26 protein-coding genes are annotated in these 26,407 nt (G+C 33.3%); 13 read left to right on the forward strand and 13 right to left on the reverse strand.

The genetic code is table 11. The annotated features are described in order from the left end of the window. Positions 1-137: 137 nt before the first annotated feature. On the reverse strand, positions 138-845 hold the full coding sequence (gene pepE, locus AABL81_RS12635; RefSeq protein ID WP_341341227.1) for a dipeptidase PepE: 708 nt from the start codon (positions 843-845) through the stop codon (positions 138-140). A gap of 247 nt (positions 846-1,092) precedes the next feature. On the opposite strand from pepE, the gene AABL81_RS12640 reads away from it, so the two are divergent. The 3 genes from AABL81_RS12640 to AABL81_RS12650 all read left to right on the forward strand — a co-directional run bounded on the left by AABL81_RS12640 (position 1,093) and on the right by AABL81_RS12650 (position 2,810). Further along, entirely contained in the window at positions 1,093-1,854 is a 762-nt protein-coding gene (locus AABL81_RS12640; protein WP_341341228.1) for a hypothetical protein, read from the forward strand. Positions 1,855-1,941: 87 nt separating this feature from the next. Next, positions 1,942-2,241 carry a Sec-independent protein translocase subunit TatA/TatB gene (locus AABL81_RS12645; protein WP_158210003.1) on the forward strand — a complete coding sequence of 100 codons (300 nt, stop codon included), beginning with the start codon at positions 1,942-1,944 and terminating at the stop codon, positions 2,239-2,241. Beyond that, positions 2,241-2,810 (forward strand): phosphatase PAP2 family protein, encoded by a 570-nt coding sequence (locus AABL81_RS12650; RefSeq protein ID WP_090405852.1) that lies wholly within the window; start codon positions 2,241-2,243, stop codon positions 2,808-2,810. The genes AABL81_RS12645 and AABL81_RS12650 overlap by 1 nt, the downstream gene beginning before the upstream one ends. A gap of 45 nt (positions 2,811-2,855) precedes the next feature. Here AABL81_RS12650 and AABL81_RS12655 read toward each other — a convergent pair whose 3' ends face one another. Beyond that, positions 2,856-3,497, reverse strand: coding sequence for an O-methyltransferase (locus AABL81_RS12655; protein ID WP_158210004.1), 642 nt, complete (start codon positions 3,495-3,497; stop codon positions 2,856-2,858). Between the two features lie 132 nt (positions 3,498-3,629). On the opposite strand from AABL81_RS12655, the gene AABL81_RS12660 reads away from it, so the two are divergent. The 4 genes from AABL81_RS12660 (at position 3,630) to AABL81_RS12675 (ending at position 8,230) form a co-directional block, all read left to right on the forward strand. After that, positions 3,630-4,790 (forward strand): serine hydrolase domain-containing protein, encoded by a 1,161-nt coding sequence (locus AABL81_RS12660; RefSeq protein ID WP_158210005.1) that lies wholly within the window; start codon positions 3,630-3,632, stop codon positions 4,788-4,790. A 4-nt stretch (positions 4,791-4,794) separates the two neighbouring features. After that, positions 4,795-5,508, forward strand: coding sequence for a 3'-5' exonuclease (locus tag AABL81_RS12665; RefSeq protein WP_158210006.1), 714 nt, complete (start codon positions 4,795-4,797; stop codon positions 5,506-5,508). 462 nt (positions 5,509-5,970) lie between these two features. Continuing rightward, positions 5,971-6,420 carry an OsmC family protein gene (locus tag AABL81_RS12670; protein WP_158210007.1) on the forward strand — a complete coding sequence of 150 codons (450 nt, stop codon included), beginning with the start codon at positions 5,971-5,973 and terminating at the stop codon, positions 6,418-6,420. Between the two features lie 124 nt (positions 6,421-6,544). Next, entirely contained in the window at positions 6,545-8,230 is a 1,686-nt protein-coding gene (locus AABL81_RS12675; protein WP_341341229.1) for an ABC transporter ATP-binding protein, read from the forward strand. Positions 8,231-8,234: 4 nt separating this feature from the next. On the opposite strand, the gene AABL81_RS12680 is transcribed toward AABL81_RS12675, so the two are convergent. After that, complete coding sequence (locus AABL81_RS12680; protein ID WP_158210009.1) at positions 8,235-8,882, reverse strand: hypothetical protein; 648 nt, start codon at positions 8,880-8,882, stop codon at positions 8,235-8,237. A 49-nt stretch (positions 8,883-8,931) separates the two neighbouring features. Then, positions 8,932-10,284 carry a saccharopine dehydrogenase family protein gene (locus tag AABL81_RS12685; protein ID WP_341341230.1) on the reverse strand — a complete coding sequence of 451 codons (1,353 nt, stop codon included), beginning with the start codon at positions 10,282-10,284 and terminating at the stop codon, positions 8,932-8,934. 119 nt (positions 10,285-10,403) lie between these two features. Here AABL81_RS12685 and AABL81_RS12690 point away from each other — a divergent pair, with 119 nt between their 5' ends. Both AABL81_RS12690 and pckA read left to right on the forward strand, forming a co-directional pair. Continuing rightward, entirely contained in the window at positions 10,404-10,799 is a 396-nt protein-coding gene (locus tag AABL81_RS12690) for a DUF423 domain-containing protein (RefSeq protein WP_341341231.1), read from the forward strand. Between the two features lie 74 nt (positions 10,800-10,873). Continuing rightward, positions 10,874-12,487, forward strand: coding sequence for a phosphoenolpyruvate carboxykinase (ATP) (gene pckA, locus AABL81_RS12695; RefSeq protein ID WP_199269109.1), 1,614 nt, complete (start codon positions 10,874-10,876; stop codon positions 12,485-12,487). A 107-nt stretch (positions 12,488-12,594) separates the two neighbouring features. Here the strand turns inward: pckA and AABL81_RS12700 are convergent, their stop codons facing one another. Together AABL81_RS12700 and AABL81_RS12705 are read right to left on the reverse strand one after the other, a co-directional pair. Then, positions 12,595-13,338 (reverse strand): uroporphyrinogen-III synthase, encoded by a 744-nt coding sequence (locus AABL81_RS12700; RefSeq protein ID WP_158210012.1) that lies wholly within the window; start codon positions 13,336-13,338, stop codon positions 12,595-12,597. Between the two features lie 12 nt (positions 13,339-13,350). Further along, a complete protein-coding gene (locus AABL81_RS12705) occupies positions 13,351-14,025 on the reverse strand; it encodes a DUF4271 domain-containing protein (protein ID WP_158210013.1) in 675 nt (224 codons plus the stop codon). A gap of 104 nt (positions 14,026-14,129) precedes the next feature. On the opposite strand from AABL81_RS12705, the gene AABL81_RS12710 reads away from it, so the two are divergent. Genes AABL81_RS12710 through AABL81_RS12720 form a run of 3 tightly spaced genes read left to right on the forward strand, consistent with a single transcriptional unit; the run spans position 14,130 to position 16,688 of the window. Further along, on the forward strand, positions 14,130-14,852 hold the full coding sequence (locus AABL81_RS12710; RefSeq protein WP_158210014.1) for a polyprenol monophosphomannose synthase: 723 nt from the start codon (positions 14,130-14,132) through the stop codon (positions 14,850-14,852). After that, positions 14,852-16,189, forward strand: a complete 1,338-nt coding sequence (locus AABL81_RS12715) for a dihydroorotase (RefSeq protein ID WP_158210015.1) — start codon at positions 14,852-14,854, stop codon at positions 16,187-16,189. The genes AABL81_RS12710 and AABL81_RS12715 overlap by 1 nt, the downstream gene beginning before the upstream one ends. A 10-nt stretch (positions 16,190-16,199) precedes the next feature. Next, positions 16,200-16,688, forward strand: a complete 489-nt coding sequence (locus AABL81_RS12720; protein ID WP_341341232.1) for a DUF4296 domain-containing protein — start codon at positions 16,200-16,202, stop codon at positions 16,686-16,688. On the opposite strand, the gene AABL81_RS12725 is transcribed toward AABL81_RS12720, so the two are convergent. After that, positions 16,633-17,640: an NAD-dependent epimerase/dehydratase family protein gene (locus tag AABL81_RS12725; protein WP_341341233.1), complete on the reverse strand. Its 1,008-nt coding sequence runs from the start codon at positions 17,638-17,640 to the stop codon at positions 16,633-16,635. The genes AABL81_RS12720 and AABL81_RS12725 overlap by 56 nt on opposite strands. Before the next feature lie 184 nt (positions 17,641-17,824). Between AABL81_RS12725 and tyrS the strand changes: the two genes are divergently transcribed. Next, entirely contained in the window at positions 17,825-19,117 is a 1,293-nt protein-coding gene (tyrS, locus tag AABL81_RS12730; protein ID WP_158210018.1) for a tyrosine--tRNA ligase, read from the forward strand. A gap of 84 nt (positions 19,118-19,201) precedes the next feature. On the opposite strand, the gene AABL81_RS12735 is transcribed toward tyrS, so the two are convergent. From AABL81_RS12735 to hxpB, 6 genes are all read right to left on the reverse strand, one after another. Next, a complete protein-coding gene (locus tag AABL81_RS12735; RefSeq protein ID WP_158210019.1) occupies positions 19,202-20,074 on the reverse strand; it encodes a universal stress protein in 873 nt (290 codons plus the stop codon). Positions 20,075-20,080: 6 nt separating this feature from the next. Further along, on the reverse strand, positions 20,081-21,667 hold the full coding sequence (locus AABL81_RS12740) for a BCCT family transporter (protein WP_158210020.1): 1,587 nt from the start codon (positions 21,665-21,667) through the stop codon (positions 20,081-20,083). A gap of 241 nt (positions 21,668-21,908) precedes the next feature. Continuing rightward, positions 21,909-23,534, reverse strand: a complete 1,626-nt coding sequence (pruA, locus tag AABL81_RS12745; protein ID WP_158210021.1) for an L-glutamate gamma-semialdehyde dehydrogenase — start codon at positions 23,532-23,534, stop codon at positions 21,909-21,911. A gap of 104 nt (positions 23,535-23,638) precedes the next feature. Continuing rightward, a complete protein-coding gene (gene apaG, locus AABL81_RS12750) occupies positions 23,639-24,025 on the reverse strand; it encodes a Co2+/Mg2+ efflux protein ApaG (RefSeq protein ID WP_199269110.1) in 387 nt (128 codons plus the stop codon). Positions 24,026-24,052: 27 nt separating this feature from the next. Then, positions 24,053-25,303, reverse strand: coding sequence for a type IX secretion system plug protein (locus tag AABL81_RS12755; RefSeq protein WP_158210022.1), 1,251 nt, complete (start codon positions 25,301-25,303; stop codon positions 24,053-24,055). 30 nt (positions 25,304-25,333) lie between these two features. After that, positions 25,334-25,993, reverse strand: coding sequence for a hexitol phosphatase HxpB (gene hxpB, locus AABL81_RS12760; protein ID WP_341341234.1), 660 nt, complete (start codon positions 25,991-25,993; stop codon positions 25,334-25,336). Positions 25,994-26,407 lie beyond the last annotated feature (414 nt).

Consider the following 26,407-nt stretch of genomic DNA (forward strand, 5'->3'; position numbering starts at 1 on the left):
TAGAGCTCCAGCCTTCCAAGCTGGTTGTCGCGAGTTCGAGCCTCGTCTTCCGCTCTAAAGCCTAAGTTTTCTTAGGCTTTTTTTGTAAACAATAATATGCAAAAAGAGTCCTTGAGTAGTAACCCAAGGACTCTTTTTTATTTTAAGTAATTTAATTCTGTTTCTGGGGCAATTTCAATGGCTTCTTTTCCTTGTTCGAAAATACGCGCAGTAAGTGTTCCTTTTAAAACAAAAGAATCTCCTTTTACTTCAATCCAACTTCCTTCTCTAAGGCCTACAACAGGTTGGGTGTTTAAGGTGTGAAATTCATTAATTCTCGTTTCTCTTGTTTCTCCCATATGTGTAGAACCTTCAATCGGATCTAAGTAATGCGGGTTGATATTGAAAGGTACAAACCCAAATGTTTTAAATGAAGGGGGATAAGTGATAGGCATATCATTGGTTGTTTCCATTGTTAGTCCGCATATATTACTACCAGCACTACATCCTAAATAAGGTGTTCCGTTATTTACCGCATTTTGAATAGCAGTAATTGTTTCTGTTCTATATAATTGTTTAACAAGTAAGAATGTATTTCCTCCTCCTGTAAAAATACCTTTTGCTTCTTTTACAGCTTGAATAGGGTCTTCAAATTCGTGAATTCCTTTAACGTCTTTCCCTATTTTTTTAAAAGCCTCTTTTGCTTTTGCTGTATAATCGTCGTGAGAAATGCCACTTGGACGTGCATAAGGAATAAATAAGATAGTATTTGTATGCTTGAAGTGTTCTTCTAATGTAGGTAATAAGTAAGCTAAATAGTCACTATTGTAAACAGTAGAAGTACTTGCAATTATAATATTTTTCATAATGATAGTAATTTTTACAAAAATAGTTCGTTTAATTGTAATTAAGGATTTCTAATTCTTCTTTTAAAAATTCGTTGAGACAATATAATTATGTTTTAGTTTATTACATAACAAAATGTAGATATTGTTAATACAGGGCATACAATTGTCTATAATGGGGTTGGTTATAGATTTAACATAAGTTTGCTTTGATAAAGTTTCAAAGTCTTTGGGAATAGGATATTTTTACTTTTAAGTATATAAATGTATGATGAGAATATTTTTAGCGCTTTTATTTGTATTTAGCTTTTCTTACGTAGAAGCACAAGAGCGTAAAATGATAAGTGGGAAAGTTGTTTCTCGCTCAAAAAGATTAGAAGGAATTTATGTTTCTAATATAAATACAGGAGAATCGTTAACTACTGAGAAAGGTGGGTATTTTAATATGATGGTGAGGGAGACTGATACAGTTATGTTTTCTGGTGCTTTTTTTATTGGTTACAGACACGCAATAGATGATGTGGATTTGAAACGTGATATTGTTTTATTTCCCTTAGAGGCTAATGAACTTTATACAGAATTAGATGAGATTGTAATTACAAAGATTAGTTCAGAATCACTTGGCATTGTACCAAAAGGCATAAAGAAATATACGCCAGCAGAGAGACGACTGTACACTGCAACATCAGGAAGTGGTTTAATTCCAATTGATGCTGTTGTTAACTGGATTTCTGGTAGAACAAAAATGCTGAAGAAAGCTTTGGTTTATGAGAAACAGGAAATGCGTAAAGAGAAATTTTTAAGGATGATTCCTGAAGAGAAATTAAATGAGGATTATAGTATTCCGAAAGACTATTTGGTTGGTTTTGCTTACTATGTAGCGACAGATGAATTGATGTCATCTGTGCTAAACGCTTCTGTTCCAAATAAAAATGCAGTGGAAACACGTACAGGTGAATTAGCTTTAGAGTTTTTGGAATTAATACGTGAAAAATTAGAAGAGGATAAAAAGAGTAAATTAATTCAATAGTTTAACAAATGCTTTTCTAAATTATTGTGCTATAAATTAATAAACTTTGTAGATTTGTAGCCTTATAAACTTGTAAAATAGAGTGATATGTTCGGAATCGGTGGTGGTGAGTTATTTTTCATCATAGTAATTATACTAATGTTGTTTGGTTCTGATAAAGTGCCTGAGATGGCGCGCACATTTGGTAAGTTTATGGCGCAGTTGAAAAACGCTACTAACGACATCAAACAAGAAATTAATAAAACAGCTGATCAATCGGGTATTACGAAAGATATAAAAGAAACTTTTGATGTAGATATCAATCCAATGAAAGATATTCAACAAGAGATTGAAAAGCAAAAAGAGGACTTAGAGAGTATTACAGGACCAATTAAAAGACAAAGTTAATGTTAGAAACATTAGTACAATTTGACAAAGAGTTAATGATTGCGCTAAACAATATAGGATCGCCAACGTATGATCCGTTTTGGTTGTTTATCACAAAACAAATTAACTGGTTGCCTTTTTTTCTTCTCCTTTTATATACGGTTTACAAAAAGGTTTCGATTAAAAAGTTAGGTGTTATTTTACTTTGTTTAGCTTGTTTGATTGCGTTTACAGATCAAATGACAAATTTGGTTAAGTATACGGTTGCAAGACCAAGACCTTGTAATACGGAAGACATTAAAGATATGTTGCGTATTGTTAAGTGTAGTCCAACGTTGAGTTTTTTCTCAGGACACGCTTCTAACTCAACAGCAACAATGTTGTTCTTGTTTTTAATTTTGAGAAGATATTATAAATACGCATTTTTAGTATTTATCTTCCCTTTAGTGTTTTCATTTAGTAGAATCTATTTGTCAATGCACTTCCCAGGAGATATTTTCGTAGGTATGTGTGCTGGTGTAGTATTCGGAACATTATTCTATCAGTTGTTTAAATGGATAGAAGTAAAATATAAAGACAAATTAGTTTAAGATATATAACGAAAAAGGGCTTGATGAAAATCAAGCCCTTTTTGTTTATTTTACTCTTGAGATTGTTAAACCATCTCTGATAGGTAATAGTATTGTTTCGATTCTCGGATCGTCTTTTAAAAGTTTGTTGTATTTGTCGATTTCAACTGTACTTTTATCGTTTTCCTGAATTTCTTCTAAAACTTTTCCTGACCATAAAACATTGTCAGAAAGAATAACTCCTCCTTTATTCATCTTGTCGATAATAAGATGAAAGTAGTTAGAATAGTTAGGTTTGTCAGCGTCAATAAAAACTAAGTCAAACTTCTTGTCTAAGGTAGGGATAATGTCTAACGCACTACCTAAGTGTTGATGTATTTGAGCTCCATAGGGAGATGCGTCAAAATGCTTGCGTTGAAAGTCGATTAACTCTTCTTTGATGTCAATTGTATCAATTGTACCTCCTTCTTGTAACCCTTCCGCTAAACACAATGTTGCATATCCTGTAAAAGTTCCAATCTCTAAAATGTGTTTAGGATTGATAAGTTTTGTAACAATGCTTAAAAAGCGCCCTTGAAAGTGTCCGCTAAGCATTCTTGGTTGTAATACTTTACGGTGTGTTTCTTTATCTAAGTTAGCTAATGATACAGGTTCGTTTTCTGTATGATCTGCTGCGTATTTTTCTAATTGAGGTGATATAAAATGCATATTAATCCGATAATGTTATTGTCGTGAGTGCAAAGATAATTCTTTTCGATAATGTTGGGAATATTTTCAGATAGTATCGTTGAGGAAGTTTTATTTGTCTAAATTTATATAATTCAACCAATTATGATTATTATGAAGTTCTTCGCAAAGTTTTTAAAGTGGTTTGCTGTTATAGTGATAGCAATTATTGCACTTGCTTATATTTTTAAAGTAGATTATTTATTTACAGCCGTTCGCACAATCTATTTTAATGGGTATAAAACTGCTTTTTTAGACGATTACAAATATTTCCCTACTCGAAAGATAGAGAATGCAGTTGGTCAGCCTTGGCCTGTTTCTAAAGAGTATAATACGGTTAAGCCAAGTGAAAAGTTGGAGCAAACACACAAAGAGTTAGAGACAATAGCTTATGTGATTATTAAAAATGATAGTATATGGCACGAGAGTTATTATGATGGTTACGGAAAGGATTCTTATACGAATTCGTTTTCAATGGCTAAAAGTGTTGTTTCTGCCGCTTTAGGAAAGGCTTTGCAACGAGGAGAGATTAAGAGTTTGGATGAACCTGTGGTTAATTATTTGCCTGAGATTAAAGGGAAGTATAAAGATGAACTAACGGTAGGAGATTTGTCTACGATGTCTTCTGGAATGGATTGGGATGAGTCGTATTATAGTGCGTTTTCTGTTATGACAAGAGTTTATTTTGATAAAAACTTGCGAGATGTGATGTTGGGGATTGAGATAAAGGACAAGCCGGGACAGGAGTTTATTTATAAAAGTGGCGATACGGAATTGTTGACAATGGTTTTGGAGAAAGCAACAGGTAGGTACTTGTCAGATTATGTATCAGAATATTTCTGGAAACCAATGGGGGCTGAGTTGCCTGCCTTGTGGCAAATAGATCACGAAGGAGATGGGGTTGAAAAATCGTATTGTTGTTTTACGAGTAATGCGCGTGATTTTGCAAGATTTGGAAAATTGTACAAAGATTATGGAAAGTGGAATGGTGAGCAGATTTTAGATAGTACTTTTGTAGCAAAGTCAATTACACAACAGTTTGCTAATGGACCAGAGTATGGTTATGGTTGGTGGCTGGTAAAGCATAGGGGACAAGATTTCTTTTATATGAGAGGGCATTTAGGACAATTTGTAATTGTTTCTCCGAAAGACAATGTTGTTATTGTTCGCCTTGGTCATATTAAAGGTTTGCAAACAGAAGAAGATCCGCATAGCAATGATCTTTACTTGTATATTGATGAAGCATATAATATGATGGAACAGACTAAAAAATAAACGTATGATTGATAGACTATCTCTTGAAAACCTTTTGTTTTTAGATATTGAAACAGTACCTGAATGTGCTGATTTTTCTGAATTAGATGATGAAATGAAAATGTTGTATGAAGCGAAGACTGCATATCAACGCAAGGATGAATTTACAGCAGAAGAATTTTATGATAAAGCGGGTATATGGGCAGAATTCGGAAAGATCATTTGTATTTCGGTTGGATACTTTGTTTACAAGAATGGAGAGCGCCAATTTAGAACAACAAGTTATGCAGGTGAAGAAAAGGAATTACTGGTGAATTTCGCGAATTTATTAGAAGGGTATTTTGGAGGTGTAGAAAAGCTGTTATGTGGCCATAATATCAAGGAATTCGATGTTCCTTTTTTAGTTAGACGAATGTTGATAAATGGGGTTAAAATCCCCAATAAGTTGCGTGTTTTTGGGAAAAAACCGTGGGAGGTTCAACACTTAGATACAATGGAATTGTGGAAGTTAGGAGATTTTAAAAATTATACATCTTTGCGACTTTTGACTAAAATTTTAGGCATTCCTTCTCCAAAAGACGATATAGATGGTAGTGAGGTCGCAAGAGTGTACTATAAAGAGAAAAATTTAGATAGAATTATCATTTATTGTGAAAAAGATGTCGTTGCTGTGGCACAAGTTTTGCTTAAGTTTAGACAAGAGGAATTGTTGACTGAAGATGAGATTTTATCTGTGTAAGTTAAAAAAATATTAAAATTTTTAGTTCAGTAGTAGGTGCTAAAATATATTTTTACTATTTTTGAAACAAATAAAGATATAAAAGTGAAAAATATTCAAACATATTCATGGTCTTCGATTAAGTTGATGGTACTTCCATTTCAGCTTAGGCTATCTGTATTATAATATTTTGAATATTTAAAAATATAAATCGATGGCCTCTGTATATAACAGGGGCTTTTTTTTTGAACTAATAAGAATTACAAATGAAATCAATTATTAATTATTTATCGTTTATGCCGTCGTATAAGTGGATGTGTCTTGTACATACCTCGCCTGTGCGTGTGTTGCCAAATGTGATATCTTGATTTATTTGTAAGTAAGCTGTAAAGCTATGAATTGATAGAGGGTTCTTTTGGTATGTGTGCTAAAAGAACCTTTTTTTATATATAATATTTAGTAATTGAATTAATTAAAAAAGAGATGGGGAAACAAGTTTTAAAAGTTTTGGGATTTTCAGTAAGAGAACAACAATTTGCAGTAAAAACGGCTAATTTTTCTTTTACAGTGAAGGATGGTAGAGAATTAGTAAGAGATGAAAATGCTAATTCAGGTGAATTGTTACTTGCTAAATTAGCGGGAAGTATTCACGCAATTGGTAATTTAATCGGTAAAACTTTAGGGTTAGATTTGAAATCTATTCAAATTGAAGTTTCTGGTGAAGTGAATCTAAAGGATTTAACAGAAGAGGATATCCAACAGTTTAAAAGAATTGATGTAATGGTTAAGCCAACTACAGAGGCTTCAATTGTAGTACTTAAAGAATGGATGGATGCAGTGAAATTGGCGTGTCCTGTATTTAGTAATTTTAAAGAAAAAACACCAACAGTTGTTACTTTGGTTAAAGAATATGATCAAGTAAAAGTAGCTTAATATGGTGGTTGTCTATATGAAAATTGTGGTATAGATTTTATTGTTTACAAGCTTTCGTATCAATAGAGATCTATATCACAATTATTATATTATTTTTGTTAATCACGTTTTATCAAAAGTAATAATGGACAATGTAACCCCTATTTTATCTGTAAGTAATTTACAAATCGATTTCTTAAAGGAAAAAGTATGGAATACCATTATTAAGGGTAGTACTTTTGATATAATGCCTAATGAAATATTGGGTGTAGTAGGAGAGTCAGGATCTGGTAAATCCGTTACTTCATTAGCCTTAATGGGCTTATTACCAAAAGAAAATTCTCGCATTTCTAAAGGAGATATTTTTTATAAAAACCAAAATATTACTCATTTATCGGATAGTGAATTTCGCTCTTTAAGAGGAAAGGAAATTGCTATGATATTTCAAGAGCCGATGAGTGCTCTAAATCCTTCTATTACTTGTGGTGAACAAGTGTCTGAAATTTTAGTAGAACACACAGATTTACGTGGTTCTGAACTTAAGAAAGAGGTGGTTAGTTTATTTGAAAAAGTAAAATTGCCTTATCCTAAAGAAGTTTATAACAAATATCCTCATCAAATATCAGGTGGTCAAAAGCAACGTGTTATGATTGCTATGGCTATTGCTTGTAAGCCTTCTTTGCTTATAGCAGATGAGCCAACTACTGCGTTAGATGTTACTGTTCAGAATGAAATTATTAGTTTATTGAAGGAATTGCAACAAGAAACACAGATGAGTATTTTGTTTATTTCTCACGATTTGAATCTTGTTTCTGCAATTAGTGATCGTTTATTAGTGATGTATAAGGGGGATATTGTTGAACAAGGAGTGTCTTCTGAAGTCTTCAATCAACCAAAAGAATTATATACTAAGGCGTTGGTAGCTTCTCGTCCTTCTATGGATGAACGATTAAAGAGGTTGCCTACTATTCAGGATTTTTTAGATAATAAGGTTGTTAATGATGTTATTTCTGATGAAGAAAGACAGCAAATGCATCAACAGCTGTACAGTGGTGAGCCATTGTTGCGCGTAAGGAATATCTATAAAGATTACATTACAGCAGGTAGCTTATTTAAGAAAGGAGTTTTTCACGCTTTAAAAGACATCAATTTTGATATTTATGAAGGAGAAACGCTTGGTTTGGTAGGAGAAAGTGGCTGTGGGAAATCGACTCTTGGAAACGTGATTTTGCAGTTAGATAAAGCTACAAAAGGAGAAATATTTTACAAAGGAAAAGATATTGCTAAATTGAGTAGTAGCGAGTTTCGTGCACTTAGAAAAGATATTCAAATTATTTTTCAAGATCCGTATTCTTCATTAAATCCCCGTAAAACAGTGGGAGAGGCTATTTTAGAGCCAATGGTTGTTCATAAGTTATACGCTTCTGATAAAGAGAGAAAAGCGAAAGTGATTGATATTTTGGAACGAGTAGGGTTAGATGAAAGTGTGTGTGACAGATATCCTCACGAATTTTCAGGAGGACAAAGACAGCGTATCGGTATTGCAAGAACAGTTGCCGTACAACCAAAGTTAATCATCTGTGACGAGTCTGTATCTGCATTGGATATTTCTGTTCAAGCACAAGTGTTGAATTTGTTGAATGAACTGAAAGAAAACTTTGGATTTACATATATATTCATTTCTCACGATTTAGCTGTTGTTAAATATATGTCGGACAATATTCTTGTAATGAATAAAGGGGAGATAGAAGAAATTGCTGAAGCAGATGTCTTGTATCGTTCCCCTAAAAAAGATTATACTAAAAAGTTAATTCAAGCTATTCCGAAATAGTTTATTAATACGGAATATATGATGGAGCAGGCATTACGTGCATAGTTTTCGTGTTGCCTTTTGTTCTTTTAAGTTTGCCAGGTATTCCGTTACCGTCGAATACAGTATAGTATTCTAATGTTACATCGCCAATAGATTTTACCTTTCCTTCTAATTCTTTACGATCAAAACGGTCGTAATAAGTTATTTTATAAGGTCCTATTTTCTTTATTTTTCCTTCTAATTCACTCCAATCGAATCGGTCGTAGTATTCAAAAGAAATAGAACCGATGTTTTTTATTTTACCATTGTTATACATACTAAAGCGATCAAGGTAAGCAATGTTTAGATTGTTTATTCTTTTGACGCGGTTTTTTAAGTATTCATCAAATGTATTGGTGTAATATTCTACAGAGTTGTTTCTTGAAATGTAGTCAAGTTCAGGATCAAAGTAGTCGTAATAGTCGTCTCTTTTAAACTGAGGACGCTTTTGATTAAAAGTAAAGTCTGTTCCATTTTGATAGATATTAAAAATAAGATCATCTATTTCTAATACAATGTTTTGAACGTTTTTTGAATCTTGTGATAACTCAAAGTAAGCGTAATTGATGTTTTGTCCAAAGCTTACGACCGAGATAATAGCAGAACAAATAAATGTAAATAGTAACTTCATATATAATATTTAAGATATTTTCCCCTTGTGTAAAGGGGAAAAAGAGCAATTAATAACCTTCGTAAGGTACTTCGTATTCGTTGAATATAATACCATTTTCTTGTAACTCTTCTAAGATTGGAAGGTAAACCTCTTCTTTGATTGGCATTTGTACTCCTGGGGTATTTATAATTCCTTTTAAAATTTTTAAAGCAGCGATGGCTACAGGTAATCCTACGGTTTTTGCCATTGCAGTATAAACTTGGTTATCGCCGATACAGATCATTGTAGAGTCAATTTGTTTCTTTTCACTACCAAGTAAATAACCGATTTTATGGTACATAACAATCATATCTTTATCTTGTTCATCTAAAGTCCACGAGTCGTTTAGGATTTTCTCTAAAATTTGAGCAGGTGAAGCATTTTTTAAACCAATTTTTTTAGTAGCGTTGAAAAGATCAAGTTCTAAGAGTTTTTCCCAAACAATATCATCTTGGTCAATACCTAAAGCAAGGCGTAATTTGGTTTCAACTGTATCTGTTGGATGGTATGGTAAATAAAGATTGATAAACTCACGGTAAGTCATATTCTCCGAATTATCAACTTTGTATGTGTCATCAGTAACTCCAAGCTCTACAAAAAGATTCCAAGCACGCGAGTAGCCAACTCTTCTAATCGTACCTCTAAAAATTGTTTTAGCATCATCAAGTCCATACGCTTGTTGGTATTTTAAGGAATCTCGATTGGCATAAGCTTCAAATTTGCCGTATCCTTCAATGTTTAGAAATTCTGTTCTTCTGAATACTTTATTATAAGGAATGTATTTGTATTGTCCTTCTTGTAGGAATTTCGCTGCACCACCTTGTCCGGCTAAGACAACATTTCTTGGATTCCATGTAAATTTGTAATTCCACAGGTTATTGTCAGATTCAGGAGCGATAAGTCCTCCACAAAACGACTCAAAAGAAAGTATTTTACCTCCTTGATTCTTTATTTCGTGGATAATTTTCATAGCACTCATATGGTCAATACCTGGATCAAGACCAACTTCATTCATAAAAACAAGGTTGTTTTCTTTTGCTTGTTGATCTAATTCTTGCATTGCTTCACTAATATACGAAGCAGTAACCATGTGTTTTTTAAACTTGATACAGTCTTTTGCAAGTTCAATGTGTAAGGCGGCAGGAAGCATTGAAATGACAATGTCTGCTTTATTAACAAGAGCTTGTCTTTCTTGTTCGTTGAATAAATCAAATTGAATAGGCGTTGCATTAGGGTGGTCCATAGCTTTTTGTTTTGCCAATTCTAACGATAGGTCTCCAATGGTTAAGTGGAGGTTTTCTATTGTTGATTTTTCAAGTAAATACTTAATTAAAGAGGAACTCGATCTACCAGCTCCAATAATTAGAATTTCTTTAGTCATAATATGTTGGTTAGTTTATGAATATACGAAAATAATGATTTCTTGAAGCTGTCAAAATTCTTTAGTGAAAAAAACTTTAACAGTTTGTATGATAAGTTGTATATTTGAAAGAAAAATCGATGGGACGTAAAGTTATTGCTATAGCTGCCTTTATAGGAGCTATAGGTATCATTTTAGGAGCGTTTGGAGCTCATGGATTACGAAAAGTGGTTACAGAAACGCAGGTTGCTACCTTTGAAGTGGGTGTGCGCTACCAAATGTATCACGCAATATTCTTACTTTTTATAGGACTATGTAGTTTTATTTCAGACAAGGCTAAAAAAACAGCTATGTACTTGGTTTTGTTGGGGATATTGTTTTTCTCAGGTTCTATCTATCTACTTACCTTTAAAGACTTGATTTCTATTGACTTAAGAGTAATCGGTCCAATAACACCTATCGGCGGAGTTTTATTTATAGCAGCTTGGATATATATTGGTATTCAGGCACTTAAATCGAAAGATGCTATTAAATAATTCTTTTGTATATTTATATTTTAAATTTATTTCTAAGTTTGCAAACAAATTAATACACAACATAAATAATGAAAATGGATAATTCTGAATCAATTTCACTGGAAAAATATGGTATTAAAGATGTTGTAGAAGTAATTTATAATCCTTCTTACGACGTTTTATATAATGAAGAAACAAACCCAAATCTTACAGGGTATGACAAAGGTGTAGTGACTGAACTTGGTGCTGTTAATGTAATGACAGGTGAGTTTACAGGACGTTCTCCTAAAGACAAGTACATTGTTAAAGATTCAGTAACAGAAAACACAATTTGGTGGAATTCTCCTGAGTCTCCAAATGACAACAAGCCAATTGACAACAAAACATGGGATGCATTAAAAGCTAACACTGTAAAACAATTATCTGGAAAGAAATTGTATGTAGTTGATGCTTTTTGTGGTGCTAACGAAAACACTCGTTTAAAAGTTAGATTTATTATGGAAGTGGCTTGGCAAGCTCATTTCGTTACGAATATGTTTATTCGTCCAACGAAAGAAGAGTTAGCTAACTTTGGTGAGCCTGACTTCGTAGTAATGAACGGATCAAAAACTACTTTCAAAGAGTACAAAGATTTTGGATTAAACTCTGAAGTTTATGTTGCATTTAATTTGACTGAGAAAGTACAAGTTATTGGTGGTACTTGGTACGGTGGAGAGATGAAAAAAGGAATGTTCGCAATGATGAACTACTACTTGCCTTTAAAAGGAATGGCTGCTATGCACTGTTCAGCTAATAAAGGACAAGATGGTGATGTTGCTGTTTTCTTTGGTCTTTCTGGTACAGGTAAAACAACTTTATCTACTGACCCAAAACGTGAATTAATCGGTGATGATGAGCACGGATGGGATGATGAAGGTGTATTCAACTTCGAAGGTGGATGTTATGCAAAAACAATTAACTTAAGCCAAGAGAATGAACCAGATATTTTTGGTGCTATTCGTCGTGATGCTTTGTTAGAGAACGTTACTGTTGATGCTAACGGAAAAATTGACTTTAATGACGGTTCTGTTACACAAAATACACGTGTATCTTACCCAATTGATCATATTGATAACATTGTTAAGCCTGTTTCTAAAGCAGGACATGCAACTAAAGTTATCTTTTTAACTGCTGATGCTTTTGGTGTAATGCCTCCAGTGTCTAAGTTAACTCCAGAACAAACTAAATACTACTTCTTATCAGGATTTACTGCTAAGTTAGCAGGTACTGAGCGTGGAGTTACTAAACCAGAGCCTACATTCTCTGCTTGTTTCGGTAAAGCTTTCTTATCTCTACACCCAACGCAATACGGTGAAGAATTAGTTAAGAAAATGGAGGAGCACAATGCTACTGCATATATGGTAAACACAGGATGGAATGGTACTGGAAAACGTATTTCTATTAAAGATACAAGAGCAATTATCGATCGTATCTTAGATGGTTCTATCGAGAAAGCTGAAACTACAATTGTTCCTATTTACAACTTTGCTGTTCCAACAGCTTTAGAAGAAGTAGATACTAACATTTTAGATCCACGTAATACTTATGAGGATGCTTCTGAATGGGAAGAAAAAGCTAAAGATTTAGCTGCATTATTTGTTAAGAACTTCGAATTGTATTCAAACAATGCAGAAGGAAAAGCATTAGTTGCTGCTGGTCCACAGTTATAATATACTTTTATATAAAAAAAGCTTGCAAATTACATTGCAAGCTTTTTTTTGCTCTAATTATAATCATAAAAAAACCTCTATGGATTTCCATAGAGGTTTTTTTATAATTATTTATTCACTTTTTGAATATACTTTTCAAGAGCCATTGTCATAGATGGAGTCTCAGGTGCAGGAGCCATGATATCAACTCTTAAGTCGTTATCAAGAGCTTCTTTCTGAGTAGAAGTTCCAAATACAGCAATACGAGTATTATCTTGTGTAAAGTCCGGGAAGTTCTTGAATAAAGATTTAATTCCTGTTGGACTAAAGAATGCTAATACATCGTATTTAACATCAGCTAAATCAGACAGATCACTCATTACTGTTCTGTAAAAAGTTCCTGGTGTCCAATTTACTTTTAGTTCATTTAATGTAGCTGGTACATCACTGTTTAATTGATCAGATGCAGGTAATAAGAATTTTTCATCTTTATACTTTTTGATCAATGGTGCTAATTCAGTAAAATCTTTTTGACCTACATAAATCTTTCTTTTGCGGTAAACAACATACTTTTGTAAGTAATATGCTACTGCTTCTGATTGACAAAAATACTTAAGTGTTTCAGGTATTTTGAAACGCATTTCTTCAGCAACCCGAAAGAAGTGATCTACAGAATTTTTACTTGTTAAAATAATCGCGGTAAAATTGGCTAGATCAATTTTTTGGTGTCTTACCTCTTTGGCTGAAACACCTTCCACGTGGATGAAGGGTCTAAAGTCAATTTTTACCTTGTATTTTTGTTCTAATTCAAAGTAAGGTGAGTTTTCTACTTTAGGCTCTGGTTGAGAAACCAAAATTGTTTTCACTTTCATAATTGTACTTTCTTATATTGCTCCCATATTTTTAAACCAGAAATACAATAAAAAATAAGGGGCTATTTCAAGGGTGCAAAGATACAAAATAAAATAGAACAACTTATTTAATATTGATTTTTGATTGTTTTTTATAAAAACTATGTATAAAAGGGTATTTGTTGCTATTAATGCAAAAAGAATAGTTGCAATAATAATCTTATTGCTAATATTGTTATAGAAAAGTAAAACATCAACTCCCAAGAGTAACATTCCAATATAGTTTCTATAAGTTGCTTTTTGGAGGTTTAATGCATCTGCAAATTCTTCTATGCCAAATGTTATTGAAATGATTTTATCAATTAGATATTTTCCTATAATAAAAGTTGCAGTAAAGTTTAGAATTTGTAAAAAGGAAGTAAATGTGTAAAAGGGAATTACTTCAAATGATTTTAATACTATTTGAATAAAGAAGGTTACAGATAATAGTTGTACTAATAAAAAAGACAGTGTAAAACTATTTCGTAAGTTAGTATTGTCTTTGTATATTTTTAAATATTTATCTGATACGGCAAGTCTTGTAAATTCAGCAAAACGTACACCGAAGATTGTTTTATTAAATGCAATAATAGAAAACCCTATAAAGAATAAAGCTGTAGCCCAATCTTTATTTGGAATTATGCGGTCTAATAAAATTATATTCTCCATAATGCCTACAAAATTAGCAAAAAAATGGATTGGGTTCACTTTGTATTTTATTTAAGTGCTAACTTTATAGAAAAAGGTTATTTTTGTGGCAAACCAATTATAAAATGGAATCAGGATTAGTCATTATACCTACGTATAATGAAATTGAAAATATTGAGTTGATTATTGATGCTGTAATGGCTCAGCCTCAGCAATTTCATATTCTGATTGTAGATGATAACTCACCGGATGGTACGGCTGATGCTGTGCTTAAACTACAAAATAAATACGCGAACCGTCTATTTCTTGAAAAGAGAGAGGGAAAGAATGGGTTGGGGACTGCTTATGTACACGGATTTCGTTGGGCTCTAAATAGAGAATACCAATATATTTTTGAGATGGATGCAGACTTTTCTCATAATCCAAATGATTTAGGAAAGCTTTTAGAGGCTTGTAAACTTAATCAGGGACTCTCAATTGGTTCTCGCTATGTTACGGGAGTAAATGTGGTTAATTGGCCTTTAAACCGCGTATTGTTATCTTATGGTGCTTCTATTTATGTTAGAATGATAACAGGAATGAATATTAAAGATACAACTGCTGGTTTTGTTTGTTTCTCTCGTCAAGTTCTTGAAAGTTTTGATTTTAATCAAATACGCTTTGTAGGATATGCTTTTCAGATTGAAATGAAATATAGAACTTTCGTTAAAAACTTCCCGATAACTGAAGTACCAATCATTTTTACTGACCGTACAAGAGGTGAGTCAAAAATGTCTGGGGGAATTATAAAGGAAGCTATTTTTGGCGTTATTAATCTACGATTACGCAAATTACTAAACACACTATAATGACACACTATTTAATTACCAATGGAAAAATTGTTAATGAAGGTCAGATTTTTAATGCTGATATTTTAATTAAAGATGGGGTAATTGCTAAAATTGGTTCTTCTATCGAGGTATCTAATGATGTTCAAGTTATTGATGCTAAAGGAAGTTATGTAATTCCTGGTATGATTGATGACCAAGTTCACTTTAGAGAACCTGGGTTAACGCATAAAGGTGATATCGAGTCTGAATCTCGTGCTGCTATTGCAGGGGGAATTACTTCTTTTATTGAACAACCAAATACAGTTCCTAATGCTGTTACGCAAGAAATTTTAGAGGATAAATATCAAATAGCATCAACAAAGTCATTTGCTAACTACTCTTTTATGATGGGGGGAACAAATGATAACTTAGAAGAAGTTTTAAAAACAAACCCAAGAAATGTTGCTGGGATTAAATTGTTCTTAGGGTCTTCTACTGGGAATATGTTAGTTGATAATCAAGATGTTTTAGAGAAAATCTTTTCAAGTACATCAATGCTTATCGCTGTTCACGCGGAAGATGAAGGAACTATTCAAAGAAATTTAGCACAATACAAAGAGCAATATGGTGATGATATTCCGGTTAAGTATCACCCAATTATTAGAAGTGAAGAGGCTTGTTACATTTCGTCTTCTAAAGCAATTGAGTTGGCTAAGAAAACTGGAGCAAGGTTACACGTATTTCACGTATCTACTGCTAAAGAGACTGAATTGTTTAGAAATGACATTCCTTTAAAAGATAAAAAGATCACTGCAGAGGTTTGTGTTCACCACCTTTGGTTTACAGATAAAGATTACGATAAAAAAGGTAACTTTATTAAGTGGAACCCTGCTGTAAAAACAGAGCAAGATAAAGAAGGTTTATGGAAAGCATTGAATGATGGACGTATTGATGTGATTGCTACTGACCACGCTCCTCATACACTTGAAGAAAAAAGTAAAGCATATACTTCTGCTCCGTCTGGAGGACCATTAGTTCAACACGCTTTGGTTTCTTTGTTTGAAGCTCATAAACAAGGTAGATTGTCAATTGAAACAATTGTAGAGAAAACAGCACATAATCCGGCTATATTATTCCAAGTTGAAAAAAGAGGGTTTATTAAAGAAGGTTATCACGCAGATATCGCTATTGTTGATACAGAGCAATCTTGGGAAGTAAGTAAAGAAAATATTTTATATAAATGTGGATGGTCTCCATTTGAAGGAGAACAATTTAGTTCTAAAATCACACATACATTTGTCAATGGGTTTTTAGCTTACGAAAACGGACAAGTGAAAGAAGAGCATAAAGGACAACGTTTATTGTTTGTTAGATAAAAAGATATAAATGAATAAGTTTTTAGTAATATTAGCAGCATTAGTTTTGGGTTCGTGTAGTAACGAAGCAAAGAAACCAACCCCTTTTATTGAAGAACAGAAAATGGAGGATATTCTATTTGATATGTCTTTATTGTATTCTATTGAAAGTGTAAGTGCTTATTCAAGAGAAGATAGTATGCCTCAATTGAATATGAATTCTATATTGAAAAAATATGATATTGATAGCCTAACTTTTGTTGAAAACAATAAGTATTACATCGAATTGAAAGAAGGTGTTTATCACAATATGCAAGAGAATATTAATAGAAAACTTGAAGCTTTAAAAGTAAAAACAGACTCATTAATTGCAAAAGAAGAAGAAGAGTTGGAAGCTAAACAAAGAGAAGCTAAAGAGTTGAGAGAAGATTTAATGCATAGATTACAGCAGATTGACTCAATAACTAAAAAGACTTCTGAAGATGATAAGCAGCTACTTGAGGCAAATAAACTTGAATAGGTTCAAACTGAAATGAAATAGCTTGAATTACTTTTGAGTTATTATAAATATATTTAGAATGAGAAGCTTGCGCGATTGATCGTGTAAAGCTTCTTTTTTTTCGGGTTACCATAGAAACAAAATAATCCAATCTCCAAGCTAAATTACAATGTGTAACTGTTGCGTTGATAGTTGGTCTTTTCTTTCCCATTAAGTCCGCAATATCATTGATAAGATCTTGGTAACTGATATTATCTGAAACCAATGTAAATCGCTCGTTTACAATATCACTTTGCATTAGTAACGTCATTGCTTTCACTACATCTGTTGCACTAACTATAGCAGCCATTCCCTTCGTATAAAAAGGGAAATCTTTAGAAACCTTGTGAAAGAATTCGTTGCTTCCTTCGTTATTAAAGCCAACACCAAAGATTATACCTGGGTTAACGATTACTACATTTAAACCTTCTTGTGTACCACGCCAAACCTCCATTTCAGCCCCATACTTTGTAATAGCATAGTCACTGTGATAAAGTTCAGGATTCCAATCTGTTTTTTCTGTAATGATATTGTCTTTTTTTAAGGTCTCTCCCAATGCAGCGATAGAACTAACAAAGCAGAATTTCTTAATTTTAAAGTCAATCGATAGGTTTACTAAGTTTGCTGTGCCTTCAATATTCGTCTTACGCAGGTTTTTTTCATCCCTTGGGTCAAAAGAAACAAGCGCAGCACAGTGATATACATACTCAATATTTTGAAAAGCCTCTTCTAAAGCTGGAATATCTGTAATATCAGCTTTTACCCATTCTATTTTTAGAAATAAGTGGTCTGCCTTTTTTAAAGAGAAAAAAGATTTCGTTTTTTTAATACTATCCTCATTTCTATAAATAGCGCGAACCGCACCTTCTGTTTGAAGAAGATGTAGCAATAAATGCGTACCGACTAAACCTGTTGCTCCTGTTATTAGTATCATATCCTTAGACAAAAATAAGTGATATGTTTTACAATATGAAAAATTATAGGAGAAACTTAAAAATCAACGCCCGTATTATCAATATCTAATGAATAAAAATAAAAAACGAATAAAAGAGCAAGGTTTGAGGAATTTTATTCCATACTGTAGGGTTTTGGGCTATCTTTGTGAAAAATATAATTAAATGAAAAATTTTATTGAAGAAGTGACTTGGAGAGGAATGCTCCACGACGTTATGCCAGGCACTGAAGAACATTTGATGGAGCAGATGCGTGTAGCGTATGTGGGAATTGACCCAACAGCGGATTCATTGCATATTGGACATTTAGTGAGTGTTATGCTTTTGAAGCACTTTCAATTAGCAGGGCACAAGCCTTATGCTTTGGTAGGTGGTGCTACAGGTATGGTTGGTGACCCTTCTGGAAAGTCTAATGAGAGAAACTTGTTAGATGAAGAAACGCTTCGTCATAATCAAAATGCAATTAAGAATCAGTTAAGCCGCTTCTTAGACTTTAACTCAGGTGCTGACAATGCTGCTGTTTTAGTAAACAACTACGACTGGATGAAAGAATTTTCATTCTTAGAGTTTATTAGAACGATCGGTAAACACATCACAGTTAACTATATGATGGCAAAAGATTCTGTGAAAAAACGTCTTAATGGAGAGTTCCAAGATGGTATGTCTTTTACAGAGTTCTGTTACCAATTATTACAAGGATATGACTTTTTACACTTGTTCCAAAATGAGAAGATTACGCTTCAAATGGGAGGTTCTGACCAATGGGGGAACATTACAACAGGTACTGAGTTAATCCGTAGAACAATTGGAGAGAAAGCGTATGCTTTAACTTGTCCATTAATTACAAAAGCTGACGGTACTAAGTTTGGTAAATCAGAAGGTGGTAACATTTGGTTATCTGCAGAATATACTTCTCCTTACAAATTCTACCAATACTGGGTTAACGTATCTGATACAGATGCAGAGAAATACATCAAAATATTTACATTCATTTCTCGTGAAGAGATTGAAGCTTTAACAAAAGAGCACACAGAAGCACCTCATTTACGCGTTTTACAAAAACGTTTAGCTGCTGAAGTTACTACAATGGTTCACGGAGCTGAGAATTTAGAAAATGCTATTAAAGCATCAAATATTTTGTTTGGAAACTCTACTTCTGATGATTTGAAGCAATTAGATGCTCAAACTTTCTTAGAAGTATTTGATGGTGTACCACAAGCAGAAATTGAGAGAGCTGATATCGAAGCTGGGTTAACAATTGTTGACGCATTAGCTGGAAAATCTAACTTCTTACCTTCTAATGGTGAAGCACGTCGTTCTTTACAAGCGAACTCTATTTCTGTAAACAGAGAAAAGATTGCTGAAGATTACGTTATCAACACAAATGACTTGATTAATAATCAATTCGTATTATTACAAAAAGGAAAGAAAAACTACTTTATTTTACACGTAAAATAAGCGATAGTTTGGATTCAAATACTATAGTGAGGCAAGTGTCTTACTAAACAAAAAGGGCTGCTCATTGAGCAGCCCTTTTTTAGTTTATTTAGCTTCTTTTACAAAGAGTAAACAAGTACTTGTTGCTTTGTGGAAAAGGTGGTTTGCCACACTTCCCATAAAGATTTCTTTTATTCCTGTAGACCCCTTAACTCCTAAAATCATTAAGTCAGCCTTTTGTCTTCTTGCATATTGCAATAAAGCCGTAGAAATACTCTTATCCTCAGCAGGTACTATTTCAATATCCGAGTAATTGGCATATTTTTTATCCCATTTCTGTTTCTTCTCAGTAATATCCTCTCTCGATATTTTGTCAATTTCTTTATTTGTCATACTTGAGTAGAATCCCCAATACAATTTAGAAATATGAATAGCCGAATGTTGAATCTTTTGTCCTTTTGAATTATTCTTGAATCGATCAGCCCACGTCATAATAGGCGTAGTGTACTTAGAGAAGTCGATTGCGTCAATAATATTTGTTATAGGTACGTGATATGTTTCTGGCACTAATAAGGTCGCAGAAGGCAAAATACGGATTAACTTCTGAGCTAAGGCTCCATTTCCTTCCAGCTCTTGTTTGTTTCCTAAGATAAGCATATCAAATTGCTGTTTTTTAGAAATATTGATAAAAGCAATTTCAGAGTAACTTTCCAATTTTACTAAAACTTCAAAAGCATACGTTGCTCCAGACTCTTCTATTTGTTTGGTAACACGTTGTACTATTTTCGATTGAATCAATTCAATGCGTTCAGGAAGTAATAGTTCTTTCGGTAGTTCACCAAGTTTTAAATTATGAAGAAAAGTTACTTTGTCAATATTTAAAATATGGTCTAACACCTGTGTATATTCAATTAGGTAATGGTCCATTTCAGACAAGTCAATACCTACGATTACATTTAAAGGTTTATTAATTGTCATCTCTTTTTATTTTTGTTGTTCGTCGATTAATTCAGAAATAATGTCTTTGTAACTTTTTTCTTGTTTCGACTTTTGTTTCTTATTCTGTTTATTTAATTCTTCTTGTAACCCTTTTTGCAAGCTATAGCACATCACTAATAGAATTACGGCAAAAGGCAGACCTGTTATAATAACAGCTGTTTGCAAAGCATCAAGTCCTCCTCCCCAAAGTAATACGATTGCGATAAAACCTTGTGTAAATGACCAGAAAACTCTTTGCCATACTGGAGATTCTCCAAAACTACCAGAGGTAATATTATCTACAACTAAAGACCCAGAGTCAGATGATGTAATAAAGAAAGAGAAAATAAGAATAATTGCTATAATAGATAGGAATTTAGCCAATGGGAAGTGTTCTAAGAACACAAATAACGCAGTTGAAATATCTTCTTTTACTGCTGTTACCATTGATAAATCACCTGATAAAATCATTTCCAACGCACTACCACCGAAAACATTCATCCAAAGTAAAGTAATTAGTCCAGGTACGATTAAAACACCTAAGATAAATTCTTTAACTGTTCTTCCTTTAGAAATACGTGCAATAAAACTACCTACGAAAGGAGACCATGCGATCCACCAAGCCCAGTAGAATATAGTCCATACATTCTGCCAACCATTGCCTAAATACGTTTCGTTCCACGTACTAATATCAATAAAGTTAGCTAAATAAGACCCCGTATTTTGTACATAACCTTTTAATATAAATAAGGTTGGCCCTAAGAAAAATATCATTAACATAAACACCGAAGCGATATACATGTTAGCGGTACTTAAAATTTTGACACCCTTATCTAAACCTGAGAATACAGATACAGTTGCAATTGAAATAACCACAAGAATAATTCCGGCTTGCATTAATGGAGAGATTTCCCATCCATATAAATAATTAAGTCCGGCAGTAATTTGGGTAACTCCTAAACCTAAAGAAGTAGAAAGACCAAAAACAGTGGCTAATGTTGATAAGATGTCAATAACGTGTCCCCACCAACCGTGAATTTTCTCTCCCCAGAAAGGGTAAAAAAGAGAACGGAAGGTCATTGGAAGTTTTCTATTGAAACCAAAAAAGGCAAGGGCTAAACCTACCATTGCATAAATGGCCCAAGCGTGTAGTCCCCAGTGTAAACTTGTAAATTCCATCGCTTGTATAGCTGCTTGAATTTCATTGTCTACCGGGCGGGGAGGAGTACCAAAGTGAGAAACAGGCTCTGCGATACTAAAGAACATAATACCGATTCCCATTCCTGTACTAAATAACATGGCAAACCAAGATCCTTTGCTAAACTCGGGTTCGGCATCTTCGCCACCCAAGCGTATTTTACCAAACTTGCTAAACGCAAGATAAATAGCAAAGATTAAAATAACGTTTACAGTTAGCACAAAGAACCAACCAAAATTAGTGGTTACAGAATTTTGAGCAATTGCAAACCAAGAACCTACTTTTGTAGGGAATAAGACACATACTGCAATTAAAGCGATAATAAGCAAAATTGAAGTAATGAATACAGGAGGATTAATAACTAATTGTTTGTTGTCAATTAATTTTTTTAACATGAGTTATACTATTTAAATTAATAATTATAACCCAGTACTTTGAAGGTAATAAGGATCATTTATTTCAAATGTGAAAAAATGATAAAGCAAAATATAGTAGTGTATTTTTTACTTAGACGTTTTATAAGTTAGGGTAATATTAAGTAGTGTTTTACTTACAAACGATCCTAATAAAAAGCACTGAATTGAATAAAAAAACGGTTACGTCTTTTTGAGAGTAACCGTTTTTAAATATTTTAGATTATCCTAAAAACGGATATTTATAATCAGTAGCTGGAACAAAAGTTTCCTTGATTGTTCTTGGAGAAACCCAACGAAGTAAGTTCAATACAGAACCTGCTTTATCGTTAGTACCAGAAGCTCTTGCACCACCAAATGGTTGTTGACCAACAACAGCACCAGTTGGCTTGTCATTAATGTAGAAGTTACCAGCAGCGTTTACTAAAGCATCAGTAGCCTCAATTGCAGCGTAACGACATTTAGAGAAGATAGCACCTGTTAATGCGTAAACAGATGTTTCGTCAACTAATTTTAATGTTTCAGCCCATTTAGCATCTTCGTAAACGTAGATAGTTAATACAGGTCCGAATAATTCAGTTTTGATTGTTTCGTATTGAGGGTTAGTAGTAACAATTACAGTTGGCTCAATGAAGTAACCTACAGATTTGTCATATTTACCACCAAATACTACTTCAGCATCGCTATCAGCTTGAGCTTGGTCAATGTATTTAGCTAATTTGTCAAAAGAACTTTCAGAGATAACAGAAGAAACAAAGTTAGATGGATCCTCAGGAGTTCCCATTTTAATTGTTGCTAAGTCAGCACCCATATATTCTTTTACTTTAGGCCACATAGAAGCAGGGATGTATGCTCTTGAAGCCGCAGAACATTTTTGTCCTTGGTATTCGAAAGCACCTCTTGTTAAAGCTACAGCAACTTCTTTAGCACAAGAAGATGGGTGAGCAATAACGAAGTCTTTACCACCTGTTTCACCTACAATTCTTGGGTAAGTTTTGTAGTTGTTGATGTTTTGACCAATTTTAGTCCACATACTATTGAAAACACCAGTAGATCCTGTAAAGTGGATACCAGCGAAATCAGGGCTTGCTAATAATGTATCAGTAATCATAGCAGAGTTTCCGTAAACAACGTTGATAACACCGTCAGGTAATCCAGCTAATTTGAATACTTCAACAATTACTCTTGCAGAGTAAATTTGAGTTGCAGATGGTTTCCATACTACTACGTTACCCATTAAAGCTGCAGAAGCAGGTAAGTTACCAGAAATTGCAGTAAAGTTAAATGGAGTAATTGCGTAAACGAAACCTTCTAAAGGTCTGTGCTCAAGTCTATTCCAGATACCTTCGCTTGAAGCAGGTTGCTCTGAATAAATTTGAGACATAAATTGTACGTTGAATCTCAAGAAGTCAATAAACTCACAAGCTGAATCAATTTCTGCTTGGTGTAATGTTTTTGCTTGAGCAATCATTGTAGCAGCGTTGATTTTAGCACGGTAAGGACCAGCTAATAACTCAGCAGCTTTTAAGAAAATAGAAGCTCTGTGCTCCCAAGGCATATTAGCCCATTTCTTTTTTGCTTCTAAAGCAGTAGAAATAGCTTTCTCTACTAATGCTTTATCTGCTTGGTGGTAAACACCTAATTTATGTTTATGATCGAATGGAGGGAACAAATCTTTTGTATCACCTGTTCTAACCTCTTCTCCACCGATGTATAATGGAATATCAACTTGAGTGTTGTATTGTTCTTTGAAAGAATTCAAAGTTAATTCTCTTTCTTTTGATCCTGGCGCATAAGACTTAACTGGCTCATTAACGGCAGCAGGAACTTTGTAGAATCCGTTTGACATATTATGTTTCGTATTTAAGTAGTTTAATGAATTGAATAATTACAAATATAATTAAAAAAAATTAAAACAATTTTGCCTCTCCCTCAGAAAAACCTATGTTTTGCTTAGTTTAACACAAAGTCTGCAGATAATTTAAAGTTTGGAATAGTAACTTTAAATAGGCGTGCGTGCGTGTGATTTAATACGTTGTAATGGCCTTGCATTGAGCCTAATGACGATTTTAAAATGCAACCACTTTTATAGGTGTGTTTCTCTCCAGGAGCAATAATAGGTGTCTCGCCTATGATGCCTTCTCCTTCTATTATTTCTGTATTTTTCAGGGAATCATAAATTTCCCAATGTCTTGACAATATTTGTACAGTATCATCAGTTGTGTTTTCAATTGTAATTTTATAATTGAAAACATAACAAGTGTCTTTTGACTTAAAAAAGCTGCCTTCATACTGTGTTTCGACAGAAATCTTGATTCCTTTGGTGGTTTGTGAAATCATAGGTAGTATATTAAGTTGTTTCTATTTTTAATAAATAATATTTTCTGCGCTTGCTTCCCCAATACCAATTGCTCTATCGTATAAATCTATATTGTTTCTGTAATATACAATTACTTGATACTTATTGGTTGTTAGTGCATAATTTCCATCCGCAGCATTTTCAGGGGAAACTCTGTTTTTATGTACAGCTGTATAACTAAAATTCGTAAAACCTTGTTTAATGAGAATGGCTTGTTCGAACAAATCTTTTTCTTCGTTGTATTTTAATTTGTTGTTTTGAGTAAGCTCATAGTCGTTAAACATACCCGTAACATAGTAATCTAATCCAGTTGGAGCCTCTGCATTTGGTTTAAACGAAAAGTAAACCCAACTATATTCTGCTTCACTATTCGGATTTTTTCCATTGATATTTCTCGGGTAAAAACTACCGTTTATATCAGGGAAAAAGGTATATCCTTTTGTGGCTCTACTTTCATTAGTATATAAAAATGTATTATATATACCATTATTAACGTAGGTAGATCCAATCATATTGTTCACCTGCTTTATATCGCTATTGTCAAAGTTTAAGTATTGATTACCAGCCCAAAACTGAGTTTGTTCATCATATTTATATACTAAATCTGTGCCAATTGTATATTGTGGTTTAATATTGTTTAAAAACGAGTCCCATCTGCCATTTTGAAAGATAGCTACTTTCACATTGTTGGTAGGATTGTTATATAATACTTCGCCCAACTGAATCGTAAAGTCTAAGTTTTGTTTTGTATCGTAAACATCTAAATTTCTCGTTCTTTTCACTTGAATAGGAACTGAAACAGCATTCTCATACAGTACAAATTTTCGTCTAATCACTACTTCATCGTCTGCATTGTAAATTTCCAAAACGTAATTACCACTCTTAGTAATTCTGTACATTGAATTAGGTAAGGTTAGCCTGTAATGTGTGTAGGGTTGTAATGTATTATATGAATTTTCGTAGTTCAGAATACGTTGGTTGTCCATTCCATCTATGTAATCAATTTGTTTCAGTTTAGACGGTTTCCAATCGTAATCATACGCTTTTACTCTGTAGTAATAATTACTTTCATCTCCATATAAATCATCAAAGGCAATAGTAAATGAATCTCCTAATCTAAAAAAAGGATTCACTGCTCTATTGTTTGCCATAAAAGCAGCGGACTTAATATAGTCAGCTGTTATGTTTTGCGGAGTCTGTGCTTGTGCTATTAGACAAAGTAAAATAGCAAAGCAAGTAAAGAAAAAGTTTTTCTGCATTGCTATCGAGTTTCGTTTTTTACAAAAAAGTTAATTCGAGAAAAAAGGTACGATTTTTTCTTGAAACAAGCTTAAGCTTTCGATTTTGATATCAGCAATATCAAATTTCGGATCGTTAAATTCTTTAGGGTCAGGAACTGATACTACAGTCATACCAGCTCTTTTTCCAGCAGTAGCCCCTGTAAACGAATCTTCTATAACTAAACAGTTTTCCGGATTACTTCCTAAGTTTTTTGCTGCTGTTAAGTAAACGTCAGGTGCTGGTTTTCCTTCTTTTACGTGAAGAGCAGAAACAATGGTTTGAAAGTATTTTTTAATTTCTAATCTCTCTAATACTGTGTGAATTAATGAATCAGGCGAATTAGTAGCTAAACCAATTTTAAAGTTATTGTCTGACAGATAGTTTAATGTGTCAAGAACGCCAGCTTTAATTTGTCCTTTTTCACGAATCAACGCATCAACGCGATCAATAACAGCTTGTTCAACTTCTTCGATTGACTTTCCTTCCCAAGGAAACATTTTATACCATAATTCAGTAACAGCTCTGGTTGTTTGACCAGTTGTTTGTAGTGCAATTTTGTCATTCCAAATAGCTCCAACCGAAGTAAAAACCTCTTTTTCTGCCTGTTGCCAAAAATGTTCTGAGTCAATTAAGACTCCATCCATATCGAATAAAACGGTATTAATCATAAATGCGTGTAATTGTAATATTTAAGTGTTTACGAAGATAAGTAAATCAATGTGGATAGCGAAGTAGAATGTGTGGTTAATCGTGTAGAGTAGCGGTTGTGAATGAAATTGTAAGGACTAACGTTTAGCAATCACTATAGTATACCGCCAAAGAAAAGTAATACTGTGAGAATTTCCTGTGAAAATGAATGATGATAAACTATTAAGGTTGTTTTTAATTAATCATAGCTTAGGTGCTTGTATATCTATTGTGTATTCTATGTAAAGTGCTTGTAAAGTTTCACATAGTTTTTATACATTGACTATACAAGGAGTATACATACACTATACATACACTCAAAATAAAACAACACAAAGAGTTGTCTCGTCCTACTATAGCTGTACAGCTATAGTTGATAATCCTGTTTTGTACTG

The organism is Myroides sp. C1519, from assembly GCF_038039755.1.
Classification (GTDB): Bacteria; Bacteroidota; Bacteroidia; order Flavobacteriales; family Flavobacteriaceae; genus Flavobacterium; species Flavobacterium phaeum_A.

Bases quoted from the DNA above. Each gene is read 5' to 3' on its own strand.
- pepE (WP_341341227.1), bottom strand. From the start codon at position 845: ATGAAAAATATTATAATTGCAAGTACTTCTACTGTTTACAATAGTGAC.
- AABL81_RS12640 (WP_341341228.1), top strand. From the start codon at position 1,093: ATGATGAGAATATTTTTAGCGCTTTTATTTGTATTTAGCTTTTCTTAC.
- AABL81_RS12645 (WP_158210003.1), top strand. From the start codon at position 1,942: ATGTTCGGAATCGGTGGTGGTGAGTTATTTTTCATCATAGTAATTATA.
- AABL81_RS12650 (WP_090405852.1), top strand. From the start codon at position 2,241: ATGTTAGAAACATTAGTACAATTTGACAAAGAGTTAATGATTGCGCTA.
- AABL81_RS12655 (WP_158210004.1), bottom strand. From the start codon at position 3,497: ATGCATTTTATATCACCTCAATTAGAAAAATACGCAGCAGATCATACA.
- AABL81_RS12660 (WP_158210005.1), top strand. From the start codon at position 3,630: ATGAAGTTCTTCGCAAAGTTTTTAAAGTGGTTTGCTGTTATAGTGATA.
- AABL81_RS12665 (WP_158210006.1), top strand. From the start codon at position 4,795: ATGATTGATAGACTATCTCTTGAAAACCTTTTGTTTTTAGATATTGAA.
- AABL81_RS12670 (WP_158210007.1), top strand. From the start codon at position 5,971: ATGGGGAAACAAGTTTTAAAAGTTTTGGGATTTTCAGTAAGAGAACAA.
- AABL81_RS12675 (WP_341341229.1), top strand. From the start codon at position 6,545: ATGGACAATGTAACCCCTATTTTATCTGTAAGTAATTTACAAATCGAT.
- AABL81_RS12680 (WP_158210009.1), bottom strand. From the start codon at position 8,882: ATGAAGTTACTATTTACATTTATTTGTTCTGCTATTATCTCGGTCGTA.
- AABL81_RS12685 (WP_341341230.1), bottom strand. From the start codon at position 10,284: ATGACTAAAGAAATTCTAATTATTGGAGCTGGTAGATCGAGTTCCTCT.
- AABL81_RS12690 (WP_341341231.1), top strand. From the start codon at position 10,404: ATGGGACGTAAAGTTATTGCTATAGCTGCCTTTATAGGAGCTATAGGT.
- pckA (WP_199269109.1), top strand. From the start codon at position 10,874: ATGGATAATTCTGAATCAATTTCACTGGAAAAATATGGTATTAAAGAT.
- AABL81_RS12700 (WP_158210012.1), bottom strand. From the start codon at position 13,338: ATGAAAGTGAAAACAATTTTGGTTTCTCAACCAGAGCCTAAAGTAGAA.
- AABL81_RS12705 (WP_158210013.1), bottom strand. From the start codon at position 14,025: ATGGAGAATATAATTTTATTAGACCGCATAATTCCAAATAAAGATTGG.
- AABL81_RS12710 (WP_158210014.1), top strand. From the start codon at position 14,130: ATGGAATCAGGATTAGTCATTATACCTACGTATAATGAAATTGAAAAT.
- AABL81_RS12715 (WP_158210015.1), top strand. From the start codon at position 14,852: ATGACACACTATTTAATTACCAATGGAAAAATTGTTAATGAAGGTCAG.
- AABL81_RS12720 (WP_341341232.1), top strand. From the start codon at position 16,200: ATGAATAAGTTTTTAGTAATATTAGCAGCATTAGTTTTGGGTTCGTGT.
- AABL81_RS12725 (WP_341341233.1), bottom strand. From the start codon at position 17,640: ATGATACTAATAACAGGAGCAACAGGTTTAGTCGGTACGCATTTATTG.
- tyrS (WP_158210018.1), top strand. From the start codon at position 17,825: ATGAAAAATTTTATTGAAGAAGTGACTTGGAGAGGAATGCTCCACGAC.
- AABL81_RS12735 (WP_158210019.1), bottom strand. From the start codon at position 20,074: ATGACAATTAATAAACCTTTAAATGTAATCGTAGGTATTGACTTGTCT.
- AABL81_RS12740 (WP_158210020.1), bottom strand. From the start codon at position 21,667: ATGTTAAAAAAATTAATTGACAACAAACAATTAGTTATTAATCCTCCT.
- pruA (WP_158210021.1), bottom strand. From the start codon at position 23,534: ATGTCAAACGGATTCTACAAAGTTCCTGCTGCCGTTAATGAGCCAGTT.
- apaG (WP_199269110.1), bottom strand. From the start codon at position 24,025: ATGATTTCACAAACCACCAAAGGAATCAAGATTTCTGTCGAAACACAG.
- AABL81_RS12755 (WP_158210022.1), bottom strand. From the start codon at position 25,303: ATGCAGAAAAACTTTTTCTTTACTTGCTTTGCTATTTTACTTTGTCTA.
- hxpB (WP_341341234.1), bottom strand. From the start codon at position 25,993: ATGATTAATACCGTTTTATTCGATATGGATGGAGTCTTAATTGACTCA.